Raw genomic sequence first — 17,325 nt, 5'->3', positions numbered from 1 at the left:
CTACAACCTGACGACATTTGTTGAAACCCTCATGGGCAGCCTCCCCAAGCAGGCGAGCAGTGCGATGACAACCCAGCTTAAAGAGCGATACAAAACTGACGTGGTGATAGAAAAAGCACAGTCTGACTTTGGGGATTCAGTGGATGAATTGCTGGAAAGTATGATTCAGAGTGCTTCATTACCTCAAGTGTTTACGTTCCTGATAATCAAGGTGAAGGAGGCAATTGTCTCAGCAATGAAATCGCTTTGGTCCTTTTTCTTCTGAAGCCTTACCGATAATAACAATAAATAACGCATTGATTTTACTTGATTATTATCAGACTGAAATAAAGGAGGAAGGTATTGATCGTCGAAAACGATCAATACGGATTTAACCATAGTAACAAACGATCAATGCCCTCAGCCTCTTTTGATATTGTAGTGAACATCATTGCGGCCTAGCGTCAGCGCATAAGGAGATTGCTCAATGTCCCCATTAACCTAGCCAATATCGTGAGTTTAATGTCATCACTCGCGTGAAGCGGCCCTTTATCCGGCGGTCTCGGCCATCCTTTTGATTTCATTCGTCCGGTGAAATGAATGAAATCGGGAGCAACTACGAGTGATAGCGATAACTCAGCGGTTTAACAATCATCACATTTAATTTATCTAATAACAGGGTAAGGAATCACTATGCACAATATATCGACATTAAAGGATCAGCTCAATACCAAAACGCTCAACTTCGTTCTTCTGAGTTTCGCCACCGGCGGTATTTACTTGCTCATGTGGCTCTATAAGAATCAATCGGTTATCACTGATACGACCCGCAATCCGTTTTCAAATAACCTCTATATTATCTGGATTGCCGTTTGTTTTGGCTTATCAAGTCAATTACAACCCTATATCGGTATAGGGGCCGGTGAGTACAGTGACAATAACTCGTCCGATGGGATAGCCATATTGATACTGTTGCTCTCACTCGCCGGGAATGTGCTCTGTATCGTTTGGGCGTTTAAAGCAAAGAGCGCCCTACAGCATTATGCGCTGATGGAATTTAAGTTCGAATTGAAAATGAACGCATTCTATACGTTTTTATTCAGTGTGTTTTACATCACGTATTGCATTAACGCAATGCCAGAAGCCTTACAGAAACACAACATTATTCATGGAAGCCGTCCCTTATCAGAAGAACGTCACGCTGAATAATTCTGACCATTTACATTCACTATAGATTTAGTTGTTTAGATTATCACTACCTGAATTAAGGAACTTTAATATGTTTAAATCATTCATCGTCATTATATCATTATTGGTTAGCGCCCATGTTTATGCTGATAACACACCACTTCAGGTTAATGCTTCTCGCATATACCTATTGAATAATAAAAACTTACCTGTTTGGCAATTTAATATCGCCAGTAAGGATAATGATATTACCATTCAGTCAATCGTGTTGAATCGCGGTAACTGTCTCATCTCTATGCAAGGTCGGGGTAAGAATGTGAATAAACGTTTAGGGTATGGTGGCAACCTCACGTTTACGACGCCAAGCAATGACGGCTTCAGCAAGTGCAAGCCATTGGAGTTGACGATTGGCACCAATAAAGGCGAATTTACGTACAATTGGTAATAATGACCAGGGTCATGGTGACTAAAGCGCCATGGCCCTGACGCTTTATTATTCTGTTTTATGCTGAACGTCGAGTCAGCAACCCCGTTGAACGACCCTATTGAATGACAGTGACCACGGTATTATTCATAAGGCGGTTAACGGTTTGTCTATGCCCCGCTCTGTCATTTTAAATGATGGCCATTCATTAAATCGGTCAGTGACGACTGAAAATCAAGCTATTAATAAGGCTCATGATGAAAAAAATACTTTTAGGGTTCATGCTCTGTTTTTTATCTCCATTTGTTGGCGCTAACGACAAGGTGATATTTGAATGCGTTTTAAAGGCACATAACGAAAAAATCACCCTCACGCGCAACGACCAGGTTATCTATGTGAGTTATTCGACGCCAGAGGAAGCAAAAATGGAAGAAGGAGGCCGATATATCTCGCTTGTTCTGGGGAGCGACCTCATACAGCAAGCTATTTTGGGGAATACCTCCCAAGGTTTCAGCATGTATACGCTTAAATTTCAAAGTGATGAAATGGCTACCCCACATTATATTGACTATGAATGGAATGAGGGGAAATACAGCGCGAGCTATTACGCGATGAATGAAAAAGCCGATAGAGTCAATTCAAGTGATTGCCTGCCTCAGACCATCAAAGCAGACGGAATATTGCTATCGTCCGGTATTGATGGCGTACCTGAAATGCAATAACAGTCATTAACATCGCAATCACATCAACTATTGACGATTGTTTTCAATTTGTCACATCGCTTTTCGCGAGACGTCCGATGATTATGCTCATCGGAATTTTTATTATTAAAGGGAAATCATGAACATTCATTTTGAAAAAATAAAAGAAAAATTTAATGCTGAACCTAAAAATAAGAAAAGGCTTTTCATTGCCATTGCTTTTTTAGTCGCAGGATTAATGCTATTCAATATATCGAGTTGCATGAAGAATAACAAAAAATCTCTTATTGAGAATGAGTTATATTCAGTGCAGGCAGCTATCTATGAAGGTCAAAATGGAAAACGTTACACAGAATTAACCATTAAGGCCAAAGAAAATATGGTGATTCATGATTTGGCTATAGTACCAAAAGGCTGTGCTATTCATAATATTTTATTGCCCGTTGTCATCAGAAAAGATAAACAACTGGATATTGAAATTACCGGGCCGTATTTAGGAACAAGCGAGTGCATTGTTAAGCAGTCGGTGATTAAAACACAAGACGGGGAGCAGTCATTTGAATTTAAATACTGATGTCATATCGAATTCGGCCCAACAGTGTCCGGATTTTTTGTACGTTAGAAAAATCCGATACGCTAAGTCGTCTTCTGTCGTAGCCATGCCATTCAATAGGGTCGATTAGGCGCGGAGGGATCCCCACTCACTCAGCGCTAATACCCCCCTATTTCGGTCGATTTTGGCGAGGTGCTGGCGAGTAGTTTCCAGCGCTATTCTTTTTAAAATAAGCGAAGAATGTCGCAAGATATTCTTCGCTAACATAAACGACGATAAAATCCGCCGCAATTTCACACTGCTGGCCTGACATCTCAGATGTAAACTTCTATTTTCAGCATGATAGCCCAAAACCCATACGTTCGCTTTTCTCATCATGGAGGTTTTGTTCTATCTGCATTCTGCGACGATATAACGTCATGATGTCATATGGCTTAAATTCTTCTGTGTTGCTAAAAATGAGCCTAGAGGGTCATTGGCAGTTGCACGCTCATCCCGTTCTTGAGAATAACGTGCAATTCGCCAGCGGCCTCGCTTATTTTTTTGTCCTTTAGGCTCCTTCTTATCAAGATAAACGTGCTCCTCACATTGAGCCTATTGTGTGCGAACCAGAGCACCGGAACTAAAATATTCAGGTTTGCTACTTGCATGGCGTTCCTGCCGTTTAAACCCGTGCTCGCCTTTTTGATTCAGTCGGCACTGAATATTACCGCTGACTCGTCTAATAAAATCCCAACCCAGTGATTGAGTATGAGGAATCCAGTCATTTTGGGGTCCAGTATCGGTGATGACAATTACCTTATTTTTCGGAGTGAGGTCCTGTGGAAGAGTATTCAAAAATGCCTTCTGTATCTGGGCATGGTGTTGTTTTTGGCAGGGAGAAACCATGAGACACAAACATCACGCCAACTTTCATGGAATCAACAGGGCGTTGGTTGAACCGCATGCTTATATATGAAGGAAATAGGGTGTTTTCGGTTAAGTCATTAATTACATAGATGAATAATGACTTTTGGCAAGATACCCCTCCTGTTGACTTAATCCCATTGATCGTCGCGGCCGATCAAAATACCAATAATTGATCGTCAGGGACGATCTGACTTTAAATAATATCTCTGCTAACGTTTATTAACATCCGTTTAGTCATGTTCATCAAACATGATGCCCTGACGTCTCATGGCTATAATTAATCATAAATTTCAATGTGATGATGGGAAAGTGACGCGCTTTTATGGCTGCAAAAATAGGCGGGGAAAGCGTGATGATTCATCATCTAGTCAAACGATGAACTGCGTGGGGATGGTCGTGGGTTTACCCGTCAACATCGTGAACATGGCCGATGATGTCCGTCCACAGGATACGGACCGTTAGCAGCCAACATCGTTCAGTGGCGCATCGCGATGTCATGACCTTCAAAGAGTAAAACGACCATGCAAGAGATACCAGCACTTCACCAATCATGGTGACTAATAAGGGGCGACATTATGTTTGGCCAAGGTATCACAATCAAATATCGTTGCGACTCTTGCGACTGGAAGAACATTGTCGCGTTTAAAACAGACGTCATCGTGAGTATATCGACCTGTCCGGTATGCGGTGGCCACGTATCGCAGAAGCCTATATCCAATACATCAATCATAGATTCATTATTTAAAAAACAATAATATATTTATAAGGATAGAATTTTTATGCATGCAGGAAATATTGAGTTATTAAGTCAAGAAGCAGAACGCTTACTGAATTTGATACTGACGACCCTCACAGACATACAAGAGAATCCCTCGATACTCCTCGATGAACCGGATACCCAAAAGCAGTTAGCCTTCACGGCCGACGGGGTCAGTCGCCAGATTGAAACCTTACAGGATGAACGAGATAAACTCCTTCAGCAGGAAATGGTACTGGCCGTGGTCGGTACAATGAAAGCCGGAAAATCGACGGTCATTAATGCTATCGTGGGCACCGAAGTATTGCCCAACCGTAATCGACCGATGACGGCATTACCCACGCTTATTCGCCATACCAAAGGCCAGCAAGAACCTGTTTTACATTTTACCCATATCCAACCCATTAACCACCTGATGGCATCATTACACCAGGCTTTAGTCAGTATTGAACGTCAGCAATTGAGTCAGCGACTGGAACTCGACGCCGACCTGAACGCGTTGCTGGACCAGATTACGGATGGCGTTCCCTTTGCGGCGCATTATCAGGGGTCAGATAACATTTTCCACTGCCTGAAAAGTTTGAATGATTTGGTGCGTCTATCGACGGCATTGAATATCGCGTTCCCATTTAATGAATATGCCACGGTCAAAAATATCCCCGTAATTTGTGTCGAATTTGCCCATCTTGCTGAATTGTCTGAAGGTCATGGCCAGCTCACCTTGCTGGATACCCCAGGCCCAAATGAAGCCGGTCAAGGACATTTAAAAGAGATGCTTGACGACCAATTAGGCAAAGCGTCCGCCGTGTTGTTGGTCATGGATTACACCCAACTTAAGTCAACGTCTGATGCCGATGTACGCCAATCGGTAGCTGCGGTGGGTCAATCGGTTCCGTTATACGTTCTCGTCAATAAGTTTGATCAAAAGGACCGCCACGGTGACGACGAACAGCAGGTGAAAGCGTGGGTGGCCGGGAGCTTAATGAAAAAAGACATGACCGCGTCGCAGGTGTTTCCTGTGGCCGCTAAATGGGGCTATCTGGCCAACCGGGCCCGTCACGAAATTCATCTGCACGGTGCATTACCGACACCTGAAGGGCAAAACTGGGTGGTGGATTTTGCCGAAGAAGCGATTGGCAAACGCTGGAAACCTGCCGATTTGCAGGAGACTCAGGGCGTGATGGTCGCCGCCGAAGACCTATGGAAGGACTCGCTGTTTTCTGCCCCCGTGAAGGCAGTGATACAGACTGCGTATTACCGTGCAGCACTGTATGCCCTGAAATCAGCCAGCGAAAAATTGGTCAAGTATGCCAGTGACGCGACTGAGTATTTTAGTTTCCGCGCTGAGGGCCTAGCAATAAATATTGCAGACTTACAAAAAAATGTCACTGCGCTGGAGTCGGATATTTGTCTGTTAAGTGGCGTTCAACAACAGGTCAAAACAAAAATTGACGAAGAGGTTCAACAGGCAGACCGACAAACCGCACAACATACTGCCGACATCACGCTGCGTATTAACCAACAAATCGACCAGTACTTTAAAGACGGGAAAGTCGCAGAGAAAAAACGCACTGAGGAAAAAGCGCTAATCGAGAAAAAAAACAGAACATCAGGCAGAAAAGGGCCAAACGCGTTGATCCATTCATGGGTAAATATCTTTTCAGACCCGAGGAGTCCTCACCCCGACGAGGATGACGGTAAAGACTTCGACGCACAAAACGACAGAATTGAGTTTGATGATCAACTTGATGCTAAAGCATTACTTAATAAGATAAGTGCTTCGGTAGATACCATCTTGGATGAGGGTAAAGAGGACATCACTACCGGTTTAAATGAGGTACTGTCTCATCTGGAAATTTCATTGCTCGATACGCTTGCCGACAATATCCGACCGATAGAGGACAAAATCAAAGCGGCGCTTGATGATGCCGGATTTACCATCACACTCAGTTTTCCCGTGTTTAATGTTAAAAAACTAAAATTTAGCGCCAACAGAGCCTTTGATAAAGCCATTAAGCAGGAAATCAAAACCGTGACCCATCATCGTCGAAAAGATAATCTATGGGGAGCCCTGTGTAGCTTGCTTGACACGGATGATTGGGGCTGGGAGGAATATAACGAAAAAGAAGAACGCTATGTCATCATTTTGAGCAAGCTGAAAGGTAGTATGCAGCAGCAGATAAATGCCTTATCAGACACCATTAATCAGGCGATAACAGCACAAATCGCGCAGCCGGTTCAAGACGAAATGGACAGCTTCTTTTCCGACTTCTCCGCCAAGCTCGAGGGGGTTCGGGCTAACTTACAGCAAAGTATCGTTGACCAACAACAAGAAACGGCTTCGCTGATGCACATCAAAAAACAACTGGGTCACTTCTCTACCTCGAGTCAGCATATCAGACAGGACAGCGAGGCGTTAAAACACGATGTCGATGCACTCTTTCCTCAGGCGGCTGAATAATGCTGACCGCCGTCACCCCAACCGATAACCTTTGTCAGGTCCTCACCTGCCTGCCTGAAAAATTCATTGTCGATTTAGCCAATGGTATTGACGTGGTACGCGACCATACGCGGACCCAACAAAGCCAGCAATTCCTTGACCGGATCTGGATGGGCTTTACCGGTACCAATGCCAAACGCCAGCAGGCGATTAATGCCAGTCTGGCCGATGGTGTCGAAAGTTCATTACGTTGGTTAACCGAATTGTCGGGATCGCTGGCAAAAAGCAATTATGCGATTGTTCAGGTGAATGACCGGATGAACCAGTTGATGCACAACACCGCACAAGTCGCCCATTATGCGGTCGATACCCGTCAGTTGTTGGCGCAATTTACCGTGCAGACCAATGCGCGTTTTAGCGAGATATCCCAGGCTATTCAGAATATTGACCTGATGCAACACGGGCGGATCCAGTTTGACCAAGTGTTTGCCCGTTGGCAGGCCGGACGTTATCAGCCGTTTTCCCTTTCTGGACGTTGCTATGCGGTGCTGGAAGAATTGCGCTGGGGGGTATTCGGCGATCTTCTACGGAACAGTGATACCCGTCAATATACCGGTTTTCTGAATGAGCTGCGGGATCGCGCATCCTGTCAAATGGCACTGGATGCTCAGGTAACACCATTAAGCCGCGTTTCTCATCAACAGTGGCTAGCCGTTCCGGATACCCATTTCAGTGACGGGCTGGCTTATCAAGGCGACTGGAGTACGGCTGATTATCATCCGGTGGTCTTTGCGACCACTCAGACACAGGAAGCGATACCGTCAGGCATGCCTTTGATATGTCATGCCGAGCGTTTGACGGGCGCACTGATTGAGGAAGTTTTTGGGGGCATTGCATAGTGGAGAATTCATTCAAAGTGGGGTTAGTCCTTTCCGGCGGTGGGGCCATCGGTGCGTATCAGGTTGGCGTACTCAAGGCGCTACATCAGGTGGGGGCTGAGGTCCATATGATTTCAGGCGCCAGTATTGGGGCCCTGAATGGCGCTATTCTGGCTTCTGCGCCGTCTCTTGCTGACGGGGTCGCTCGTCTGGAAGCGGTCTGGCAAACGCTGGCACACACCTCACCGTTACAGGCCAATGTGCCCGTTTATCTCAATTATTTACTCTCGACCGGGTTAGTACTCAGTGGGGCAAAGCAATTTGCGTTGTTAACGCAGGCGATGAGGTCACTCTTCGAACGATTGGATCTGAGGGTATCCGCTCTGTTTCACCCTCTCAAGGATGACGGACTATTCTCTGAGCAGCCATTATCTCAATTGATGGACTGTTATCTTGATCCCGAAGCGCTCACTCAGGGCTTACCACTTTATATTTCCGTGTATGAAACACAGGGTGGGGTTCAGGATCTACTCAATTGTCTGCTGGCAAGCATAGCGATTAAGGATACGGCCCCATCGCAATTTATTCACATACAGAGCTTGTCTGTCGAAGCACGTAAAGAAGCCCTATTGGCATCAGCAGCCCTGCCGTTATTATTTTCGTCCCGTCAGGTGGGTGAAAAAAATTACAGTGACGGGGGCATAGGGGGATGGCAAAAAATGCAGGGAAACACGCCCATTACACCGTTAATTGATGCGGGATGTGATTTAGTGATCGTCACACATTTGGCGAATGGCTCGCTGTGGGACCGGCATGATTTTCCTGATACCACGGTACTGGAAATTCGTCCGCAATCCTCCTTTTCCCGTTCAGACAGTACGTTTTCCGGCATAAGCGATTTATTAGGGTTCCATCCAGACAAAATCAATAGCTGGATTGAACAGGGGTATCAGGATACCTTACTCTGCACAGAGAAAATCATGCAGGCGACTCAAGCACGCGCTCACCTCACTGAGTCTGAACAACGACTTCAGTCTAGCCAGGGACAGGATGAGATTGCCGATACGGCGCTGGCAGCAGCGATGTTACGGTTAAAATAATGATAATAATCCGAGTGGATATTTAGGATGAAAAAGACGATTAATACGATATTTAAGATGGCCGTGGTCAGTTTATCTTTAGCCACCCTTTCGGCCAGTGCGTCTCCGTACGGTGATGCTGATGTCTTATTTGGCTGCTTTATTCAAAAAGGAAAGACGCAGAAAGAGGTCGTCGTTCTAAAAAACGATGAAAATATTATTTATATGTATGGTAAACAAGACCCTAATGGTGAATCAGGATTAATGCCTGAAATAACGATTAAAACCACGGTCAGCCAGATAGCGAAGGAATGGCTTTATAGCCAGGTTGATGCGGTGTCGATACATAATCTAAATATCCCAAACGGTCCTTACACCTATCAAGTGTCTTACACTGAGCATGGCAATGAAAAATATGGCTATCTGACGGTACTAAAAAATGGCAACGCTGTTAGCCTATTTGAATGTCAGGCTGTCTGGGAGCAAAACCTCAATAATGACGACCTAATGAAGGATATTCCAGACGTTAAGTGAGTCGATAGTTAACGCCAATGCTTTTTGCATATGGGACACTCAATGTGACGACGGTTATATTCAGCGGTTAAATTAGTCTAATGAAAATCAGCCTGGTGACAAGAGAGCACCTTCTTGATCTACCGGTGAATTGATTTATTCTCTGTATGTATAGACGTTGATTGATGACTTTCATCAAATGACAGTGGGTTATTATGTAAAACTTTACCGTAAACGAACCATTTACCTTTTCCGCCTCATCCCTTACACTTAAATTGTAAACGATCACTCTCAACTTAATAAAAGGAAAGGCATCACGTGCCCCAACTCACCACTCAGCGCGAAGCAAAGTTCAGGGCGCGTAGGGACCAAATTATTAACGCGGCCAGAGACTGCTTTCGCCGCCAGGGTTTTCACGGGGCGGGCATGGCTGAAATTGCCGCGCTATCAGAACTCAGCGTCGGCCAGATCTACCGATGCTTCACGAATAAAGATGCCATTATCGAAGAGATTGTACGCCGCATCGTCAATAATAAAATGCTGATGATTGCCCGTGATGAAACCAACCTTAATCGTCTGGCCGGCGATCTGGCCTATCGGGTCATCCATCGCGATGCTCAAACCCGTGACGACGATCAGGCACTGATGCTGGAAGTCGCGGCTGAAGCCACCCGTAACCCAGTGGTTGCACTGATCTTACAGGATGCAGATACCCTACTTTTTCGTCAGGCTAGCGAGATGCTGAAACGGCTCTATCCCGTGTTATCTGACACAGAGATAGCGGCACGAGTGGAGCTCATTGCGGTGATGACCGAAGGTACCGATTTTCGGATGCTAACTGCGCAAAAAGCCAGCCCGACGCAGTTATATAGCCTTTATAAGAAAATACTCCAGAACGTTTTCCCTCCGATGGACAAGTAATGAAATACACCACCAAACAACAGCTCAACTACACGTTGGTACTCGGACTGCTGGCCTCGCTTGGCCCGCTTTGTACCGATCTTTATCTGCCTGCTCTGCCCGAACTGGCGAATGAACTACAAACCACAACCGCATCGGCCCAGCTCAGCCTAACTGCCGGGTTAATCGGTCTCGGGTTCGGGCAACTTATCTTCGGAACGCTGAGTGACAAACTCGGCCGTATGCGACCTTTGCTGGTTTCACTGGTTGTTCTGATGGCAGCCTCTATCTGGTGTGCATTAGCACCTAATATCGGTCAATTGATTGCCGCTCGCGTTCTGCAGGGCATGGCCGGTGCCGGCGGCGCAGTACTATCACGGGCTATTGCACGGGATCTTTATTCCGGCCATGAACTCACCCGTTTCTTTGGGTTACTCATGCTGGTTAACGGACTAGCGCCAATTTTTGCACCCGTACTGGGCGGGGTTATGCTAACCCTGATGGACTGGCGTGGCATCTTCTTTGTTCTGGCGATAATATCCACGCTTTTGCTGGTACTGTCGAGGCTACGGTTAAACGAAACTTTACCGCCGGAACGCCGCAATCAGGGCGGCATAATCAGCATGATTAAGTCAATTGGCAGTCTGTTCGGCCAGCGCCAATTTATGGGGTTCTGCCTGGCACAGGGTTTTGTCGGCGCGGGGATGTTTGCTTATATCGGTGCCTCACCTTTTGTACTGCAGGACATTTACCAGCTCAGCCCGCAGATGTTCAGCCTGTGTTTTGCCGTTAACGGCATCGGACTGGTCATCGCGGCCCAAACCTCAACACGATTAAGCCTACGCTATGGCGAACTGCAGGTGCTCAAATTCGGACTGGGTATCGCGGGCTGTGCATCATTATTGTTGTTACTGGCCAGTGCTCTGCATGCACCCCTGGTCGTTTTGCTGGTTGCGCTCTTTTTCTCTGTCATTGTGATGGGTATCGTCGCCCCCAATGCCTCATCGCTGGCGATGCAGAATCAGGGAAATAATGCGGGTAGCGCTTCCGCACTGATTGGCGTAAGTATGTTTTCACTGGGTGCTATCAGCGTACCGCTGACCGGACTGAAGGGGACGTCGTCACTGTCCATGGCGTTAACCATTCTGGGCTGCTACACCCTGGCTATCCTGTGTTTTACGCTACTGACGAAAAAGGATCCCGTGGGTAAGGCACTCGTATAAACGTAATACAGCCAAAACCGGCACCGGGTTAGCATCCTACATGGATTACCTGAACAATAAATCATTCTATAACAAATAACGCCATGGTGGGTCTATGCCTAAAATACGTGGGTTAGTTCCATTATGATTAACCGGCGCTTTCATAGTGGTCGGCTTATCTACCGTGGCGCCCCGAGGTTCACCCGCGACGGCTTAATTAAAAATGACGTTCATAAGCTTACTGAAACCGGGTGTAATCAGCTATTTTGGGAACACATGCTGGCAGAGGACGATAACGCCATGTTCTGCTCAACCAGTAGCGTAAGCCCGTTGATGCTTTTGCGAATACTGATTATTGATGATACGAACGGCCAACCGGCCTGTTGAAGAACCTGTGAAAAGGAACGGCTCATCTGAAGCCGTATATTTTCTGGAGGTTCCTCAGGAGCGGAACTCATCGGGGCGCGAGCAATTAAGCTCATTTAGACGCCGGATAGATTCAAGCAAGCCAACTTATCACCAAGATCAGTGTTGCAAAAACGAGAGTGACCATAGATTCCGTTTTCCAAGCAGCCCCCTATTTCAGTGAACATGATCAGGCTCTTATTAATGCTCACCGTAAACCCACCAGTTGGTTTAGTTTTGCCGTCCTTCTTTGCTATCGGATTCCGGCGTAGAACCCCGCTATCTGAAGAATGTCGGTTTTGCCCCGGATAAAAAAATACTACCAGCAGGCTTAAACTCGCCGGGGATCTTTGGCTGGCTTATCTTTCTGGCAGAGTAATTATAACATAATGATTAATAGTGAATATTCTAAATACGTGGAACTTTTCGGTAAGTTGGGCGTAATACCCCAAATACGCATGCAAGGTGACTAATTCTAAGCGTTGGCATTCAGCCACGAGCAGATTGAAGTAGAGACGACCATTAGGTTATTTATATTGTTCATGTTTTAGTTACTCGAAGGAAAGACGATAGTCGATTGGTTTAGTGTCTGAATTGATGAATGTGCTCTGGCATCCAGTACGCTATTTTGTTTTTTAGCCAGCAGGATCATTTGCCCATATCTATCGATTTATTCGGATTGGCCTAACAATCGACGTTGTTTGAATCATCGCGATTAATGCGAGTAAATTACACGTTAAATCTCTTTACAGTAAATATCGGTACCACAGGTTTGGCAGCATTTAACGCCTAAGTGTTCTTTACCACACAGAAGACAAAGCCACCTAGTCACTAGAACCGGTTTCATCTGTTTCTTTACCATATGGCGTAATTCCTCCTGCTGTTCATTGTGTTTTACTTCTGGGTCAAAATAAGTACAAAGACGTAAACGTTCTATAGGAATGCTCTTCTGATCATGTTCAAACCACGGTNTCTCGCTGAGATTATTGTTATGGAGTATTAATAAGCACCCGCAAAACCGACAAAAATAAGGTGATTCATTTGCCGGTGGATTTCTAGCAGCCGAAATAATTTGATTCATCACATTGCAAGCCACAAAGACTTTTAACATTCGCATGGTATTCTCCTTCCCCAAACTGCACACAGCAGCAAGCGCTACGCATACTGACGCAGTGATGGAAAGTTATTGGGGGAAATAAGGGTCGTTAAAGCACGAGGAGGGACTTAAGCGTTCAGACTGTCTTAGCTACGTGATTCAGTAATACGGGCCATTAACCAGCTTTTTACTTCGCTTTCTAGCCAGCGGGAGCTACGTCCCATCTTTATCGGCTTAGGAAACTTACCTTCACTCATCAGCTTATAGAACCATTTATCCGTTAAACCAGTAAACTCAGTAATAAAGACCATATCGACTAATTTATCGTTCATCAGGTCGGGCATTGTATTCAGATTGTTCATGACATTTCTCTCTGTCTTTAAGTTAATGAAAGACAGGAGTAGCTAGCTATAGCTGATACATTTTGGTTAATCAGTTGATTGCTGCTTACTCCGTCATAACAATCTGTTGGTTAGTAAGAAAATACTTTTATCGATTTACCCATAACTACTTCTGGCTACAGCCAAAATTACGTTCTCCATCTTCACTGCTTTTAGTAGCAAGCTTTGCCATATAACTGGTGTGGTAAATCAGGTCACGATATGCCTGAGAATTAAACCCCTGTTGCTTGTTGATGTGGTAATAAGCAGAAGGTAAATAGACTAACGACCGATATGACTCATCACTAAGTTTTAAAGCGCGTAGCCAAGCTTTAATAGCCATGAGGGTCAGAACCCCTTTCTTGGTATCTAACTTGCCGCTAATGTCACCAGGGCTGTAATAGGCATCCTTATTTACCAAGATTAAAAGGTGGTAATGCTTTTTATTCTTTTCTAATCCAAACTCCCTTACCCACAGGTATTGTAAATTACAGGGATAAACCCGTATTCCTCGTTTTCTGTTGTTTCGTTCATGAGCTTTAATTTGAGCTCTTAATGATGCAAAGAAACGAGTAATAACAGCAGAATCTTTATCTATATCTAATTCCCCGTCAGGTAATCTTAAATCAAGCCTAAAGGCCATCACTCTGGACGTATCCTTTAACATACGTTGAATGACTTCCTCAAAGCGGTTTAAGTGATATTTGTTTAATAATCCATGATTCATGTTTAGTTTCATTTTTCTAGTTCCTGTTAGTTGGTTTCATAGCTATGAGGTAACTAGTAATTTTTTATTGAACAAGGTGGGCATATAGAGGAAGGCTACTGCTGCACATAGCAATAAGCTGTAGTGGCAACTGGGTTATGACTATGATTTGGCTATAACTGACTAATCATTAAATGTGAGGTTTCAGATAATAATTAAATGCGAGGATAAACATAATATATAAACCAACAGTGAATATTTACTTATCTTCAGACAATCTACAGAGTGAAGCCTTACTATAACTGACCATATGCATCTCAGGACATTATCAGTCCCTACTAAAATCACTCTGAAGTTAGCCCTCAAACGTCCTCCTAATACTCTTTGTTCTCAACACCAACTATTCATCTGCATGCCGAACTAATGATTAACTTAGCTTGGGACGGTATAACATTATCGAACAGTAATCTTTTACTCTTAAAGGTAAAAAACTCTTGGATTGATGCGAGAAAGAAGCCACGAAAGGCACATGAGGCCAAGGCTTTTTATGCAAAACTAGCCATACAGACAATATCTGAAATCTCATCTAACTATTTAAAATTAATTGCAAATAAAAAGTAGGGCACAAAATAAATGTACCCTACTTTTATTTGAAAAAAATATTAATGTAGGGTAAAATACAAATAATTATATCTAAGTATAATATCGATAATTACTATTTTGATGCTCATAAAAACAAGTAAGGATGTGCTATGGCGTACGAATTTAAGTCAACGGTTTACTTTCCTGACGAGAAGTCACACGATAGTTTTGTGGAAAAAGCAAAATCATCGAATAAAACGAAATCAAAATATATTCTTGGATTGATTCAAAAAGAAAGGGCTTTGAGTGATATGCCACCAGTGCATAATGATATCCTGACTGTTCTTCCTCCTTACTATAAAGTGCAGCCAATCGATATGTCATCAGGCTTTGAATTTACGCTGCCACTTAAGGATAAATACCTACTAAGAAAGAAGATAATGGATGAAATTGATACGAATATAATGAATGTTTTTTCTACAGACATATCAAGTAAAATAAATATCAATCAAGAAAAGAATAGTCTATTTGTTATCATAAAAATCAAGCTAGATATTATTTACTCTATAACCTCAACCCCAGAAAAACCAGAGAATTGCCTCGTTAAAGTTAGTTATTTCGGTATATTCGGTTCATTAAACTGTTCAGAAGAAATGTGGCGAGAGTTTAATGGAACATATGACTTCACTAAAATAAAATATTTAAAATATCAGGATGTGTTTTTTCCACCCATTAAAAACAAATTCCCGAATAAAAAAATACTAGCGCCACTTATCGAATTTGAACGTACTAGTGATATCTCGGGTGGTTTTTTTATCCCCGTTTCAAAAACAGAAAAAAATTATCCAATAAAACTGGATAAGTTTGGCTTTACCAGTTTTCCTTTTAACATCTATATCAAATTGATTGGCCCTAATATGTATGCTAATCAATCACGAATCTCATTTACTAAGATGAATAAAGTGGGTGATGGTGTCCGTATAGTTAAAAAATTTCGAGTATAAGGCCAGTGTTGTGCTCTTAACCAATTAATACAAGTTGCTACGCCGTATCAGCTTACGCTATCTAGTTTAAAGCGGCAGGTATACAGCCAAAACATCAATAATTACATGACCAGTATTGACTAAATCAATTAGTACATCTAGATGGTTCATCAAGCCTAAATTGACTTAACCTACAAAGAAAATTAGCTCTATATCACTGATACGAAATAACAATCGTATCTTTTTATGGAGCTTCCTATATGACCCGCTTAGCCTCTCGTTTTGGCGCAGTAAACCTTATTCGTCGTGACCAACCATTAACCAACGATGAATTAGCCCGCCACGTTCCGAGTATCTTCTCGGAAGAAAAACATCACTCCAGAAGTGCCCGATATAGCTACATTCCTACCATCACCTTATTAGATAACCTGCGTAAAGAAGGCTTTCAACCCTTCTTTGCCTGCCAGACTCGGGTTCGTAATCTCGATAAACAAGACCATACAAAACATCTGATTAGGCTACGCCGTGAAAACCAAATATTAGGAAAAGAAGTTCCTGAGATAATCCTGCTCAATAGTCATGATGGCTCGAGCAGTTACCAAATGCTTCCTGGTTTTTTCCGCCAAATTTGCACCAATGGCCTGGTCTGCGGTGACACCTTCGGTGAGGTTAGAGTACCACACCTTGGGCCTGTCGTTGACCGTGTGATTGAAGGTGCTTACGAAGTATTAGGTATTTTTGACCAAGTTGAGGAACAACGGGAAGCCATGCAGGGCATCACGCTCTCTCGGTCCGCGCAACAGGCCTTTGCTCATGCTGCCCTAACCTACCGTTATGGCGAAGAGTACCAGCCAGTCACAGAAGAGCAAATATTGATGCCTAGGCGTTGGGAGGACAAAAAAGATGACCTTTGGACAATTTTTCAGCGGACTCAGGAAAATTTGATTAAAGGCGGACTGTCAGGGCGCACGGCGAAAGGGAAGCGGGCACGAACGCGGGCGATTAATGGTATTGATGGTGATATCAAACTCAACAGAGCGTTATGGGTGATGGCTGAGAATATGCGACAACATTTAGCCTGACTGAACGGGGTTCACGTTCAATCTCTTCTAGGCCGGTTCGGGTACCCGTCAGTACCCCATCTATTTGCGGCCTAACTCTCTTTCACCGTGAGAACATCGCCATGCCCTATATTCAGCGCGAGCAGCGCATCATTACGATGGCTTTACAGCTGTTAGATAAGCAACTCAAAGCCAAACCCTATTCGTTGACCTCATCACAACAGACGCAAGATTACCTTCGGTTACAGCTAGAGCCAACTGAAAAAGAGGTCTTTCTTGTCCTGTATTTGGATAATCAGCACCGGTTGATTGCCCGTGAAACCCTCTTTATGGGCACCATTAATGAAGTGTCCGTCTACCCACGAGAAATCGTTAAGCTGGCCCTGTACCATAATGCAGCGGCGACGATTTTGGCGCATTCCCATCCCTCGGGAATAGCTGAGCCCAGTCAAGCTGACAAGACAATAACCCAAAAGTTAAAAGAGGCCTTATCGTTGGTTGACGTAAAAGTCTTAGACCACATTGTCATGGGTCATGGCGAACAGGTGTCGTTTGCTGAACGGGGCTGGTTATAGCTCAAGCCACCAGC

The 17,325-nt window shown here is 44.1% G+C and carries 19 protein-coding genes and 2 pseudogenes; 16 read left to right on the top strand and 5 right to left on the bottom strand.

Features of this window, described 5'->3' with window-relative positions; all coding sequences use genetic code 11:
* The 5 genes and pseudogenes from YWE_RS30975 to YWE_RS0119115 all read left to right on the top strand — a co-directional run.
* Window positions 1-265, top strand: a pseudogene (locus tag YWE_RS30975) (GTPase family protein); the annotation flags it as partial.
* Window positions 266-672: 407 nt separating this feature from the next.
* A complete protein-coding gene (locus YWE_RS0119130) occupies window positions 673-1,188 on the top strand; it encodes a DUF4234 domain-containing protein (protein WP_029095974.1) in 516 nt (171 codons plus the stop codon).
* 70 nt (window positions 1,189-1,258) lie between these two features.
* On the top strand, window positions 1,259-1,612 hold the full coding sequence (locus YWE_RS0119125; RefSeq protein ID WP_029095973.1) for a hypothetical protein: 354 nt from the start codon (window positions 1,259-1,261) through the stop codon (window positions 1,610-1,612).
* A 236-nt stretch (window positions 1,613-1,848) separates the two neighbouring features.
* Window positions 1,849-2,313, top strand: a complete 465-nt coding sequence (locus tag YWE_RS0119120; RefSeq protein WP_029095972.1) for a hypothetical protein — start codon at window positions 1,849-1,851, stop codon at window positions 2,311-2,313.
* A gap of 118 nt (window positions 2,314-2,431) precedes the next feature.
* Window positions 2,432-2,866: a hypothetical protein gene (locus YWE_RS0119115; RefSeq protein ID WP_029095971.1), complete on the top strand. Its 435-nt coding sequence runs from the start codon at window positions 2,432-2,434 to the stop codon at window positions 2,864-2,866.
* A gap of 313 nt (window positions 2,867-3,179) precedes the next feature.
* Here YWE_RS0119115 and YWE_RS32020 read toward each other — a convergent pair whose 3' ends face one another.
* Both YWE_RS32020 and YWE_RS30550 read right to left on the bottom strand, forming a co-directional pair.
* Window positions 3,180-3,305, bottom strand: a complete 126-nt coding sequence (locus YWE_RS32020) for a transposase (RefSeq protein ID WP_127526521.1) — start codon at window positions 3,303-3,305, stop codon at window positions 3,180-3,182.
* Window positions 3,306-3,439: 134 nt separating this feature from the next.
* Window positions 3,440-3,682: a hypothetical protein gene (locus tag YWE_RS30550; RefSeq protein WP_127526498.1), complete on the bottom strand. Its 243-nt coding sequence runs from the start codon at window positions 3,680-3,682 to the stop codon at window positions 3,440-3,442.
* Between the two features lie 851 nt (window positions 3,683-4,533).
* Here YWE_RS30550 and YWE_RS0119100 point away from each other — a divergent pair.
* The 8 genes and pseudogenes from YWE_RS0119100 to YWE_RS30145 form a co-directional block, all read left to right on the top strand.
* The gene (locus YWE_RS0119100) at window positions 4,534-6,972 is read left to right on the top strand and encodes a dynamin family protein (RefSeq protein WP_029095969.1); all 2,439 of its coding nucleotides are present in this window, start codon (window positions 4,534-4,536) and stop codon (window positions 6,970-6,972) included.
* A complete protein-coding gene (locus YWE_RS0119095) occupies window positions 6,972-7,850 on the top strand; it encodes a diguanylate cyclase regulator RdcB family protein (RefSeq protein ID WP_029095968.1) in 879 nt (292 codons plus the stop codon). Before YWE_RS0119100 ends, YWE_RS0119095 begins: the two co-directional genes overlap by 1 nt.
* Entirely contained in the window at window positions 7,850-8,929 is a 1,080-nt protein-coding gene (locus tag YWE_RS0119090) for a patatin-like phospholipase family protein (protein WP_029095967.1), read from the top strand. The genes YWE_RS0119095 and YWE_RS0119090 overlap by 1 nt, the downstream gene beginning before the upstream one ends.
* 27 nt (window positions 8,930-8,956) lie before the next feature.
* Window positions 8,957-9,442: a hypothetical protein gene (locus YWE_RS0119085; RefSeq protein ID WP_029095966.1), complete on the top strand. Its 486-nt coding sequence runs from the start codon at window positions 8,957-8,959 to the stop codon at window positions 9,440-9,442.
* Between the two features lie 297 nt (window positions 9,443-9,739).
* A complete protein-coding gene (locus YWE_RS0119080) occupies window positions 9,740-10,342 on the top strand; it encodes a TetR/AcrR family transcriptional regulator (RefSeq protein ID WP_029095965.1) in 603 nt (200 codons plus the stop codon).
* Window positions 10,342-11,544, top strand: coding sequence for a multidrug effflux MFS transporter (locus YWE_RS0119075; RefSeq protein ID WP_029095964.1), 1,203 nt, complete (start codon window positions 10,342-10,344; stop codon window positions 11,542-11,544). The genes YWE_RS0119080 and YWE_RS0119075 overlap by 1 nt, the downstream gene beginning before the upstream one ends.
* Before the next feature lie 123 nt (window positions 11,545-11,667).
* Entirely contained in the window at window positions 11,668-11,910 is a 243-nt protein-coding gene (locus YWE_RS31245; RefSeq protein ID WP_029095963.1) for a hypothetical protein, read from the top strand.
* A gap of 191 nt (window positions 11,911-12,101) precedes the next feature.
* A pseudogene (locus YWE_RS30145) lies at window positions 12,102-12,303 on the top strand (hypothetical protein); the annotation flags it as partial.
* A 361-nt stretch (window positions 12,304-12,664) separates the two neighbouring features.
* On the opposite strand, the gene YWE_RS0119065 reads toward YWE_RS30145, so the two are convergent.
* The 3 genes from YWE_RS0119065 to YWE_RS0119055 all read right to left on the bottom strand — a co-directional run bounded on the left by YWE_RS0119065 (window position 12,665) and on the right by YWE_RS0119055 (window position 14,143).
* Window positions 12,665-13,039: a putative zinc ribbon protein gene (locus tag YWE_RS0119065; RefSeq protein WP_428829279.1), complete on the bottom strand. Its 375-nt coding sequence runs from the start codon at window positions 13,037-13,039 to the stop codon at window positions 12,665-12,667.
* 131 nt (window positions 13,040-13,170) lie between these two features.
* Complete coding sequence (locus YWE_RS0119060; protein ID WP_029095961.1) at window positions 13,171-13,386, bottom strand: helix-turn-helix transcriptional regulator; 216 nt, start codon at window positions 13,384-13,386, stop codon at window positions 13,171-13,173.
* Between the two features lie 145 nt (window positions 13,387-13,531).
* Window positions 13,532-14,143: an inovirus Gp2 family protein gene (locus YWE_RS0119055; protein ID WP_029095960.1), complete on the bottom strand. Its 612-nt coding sequence runs from the start codon at window positions 14,141-14,143 to the stop codon at window positions 13,532-13,534.
* Window positions 14,144-14,862: 719 nt separating this feature from the next.
* On the opposite strand from YWE_RS0119055, the gene YWE_RS0119045 reads away from it, so the two are divergent.
* The 3 genes from YWE_RS0119045 to radC all read left to right on the top strand — a co-directional run bounded on the left by YWE_RS0119045 (window position 14,863) and on the right by radC (window position 17,311).
* Window positions 14,863-15,696, top strand: a complete 834-nt coding sequence (locus tag YWE_RS0119045) for a hypothetical protein (RefSeq protein WP_029095958.1) — start codon at window positions 14,863-14,865, stop codon at window positions 15,694-15,696.
* Window positions 15,697-15,935: 239 nt separating this feature from the next.
* Window positions 15,936-16,757, top strand: coding sequence for a DUF932 domain-containing protein (locus YWE_RS0119040; RefSeq protein ID WP_029095957.1), 822 nt, complete (start codon window positions 15,936-15,938; stop codon window positions 16,755-16,757).
* A 101-nt stretch (window positions 16,758-16,858) separates the two neighbouring features.
* Window positions 16,859-17,311 carry a RadC family protein gene (gene radC / locus YWE_RS0119035; protein ID WP_036015996.1) on the top strand — a complete coding sequence of 151 codons (453 nt, stop codon included), beginning with the start codon at window positions 16,859-16,861 and terminating at the stop codon, window positions 17,309-17,311.
* Window positions 17,312-17,325: the final 14 nt, after the last annotated feature.

The organism is Budvicia aquatica DSM 5075 = ATCC 35567, from assembly GCF_000427805.1.
Classification (GTDB): Bacteria; Pseudomonadota; Gammaproteobacteria; order Enterobacterales; family Enterobacteriaceae; genus Budvicia; species Budvicia aquatica.
This window is presented reverse-complemented; position numbering and strand designations above follow the sequence as displayed.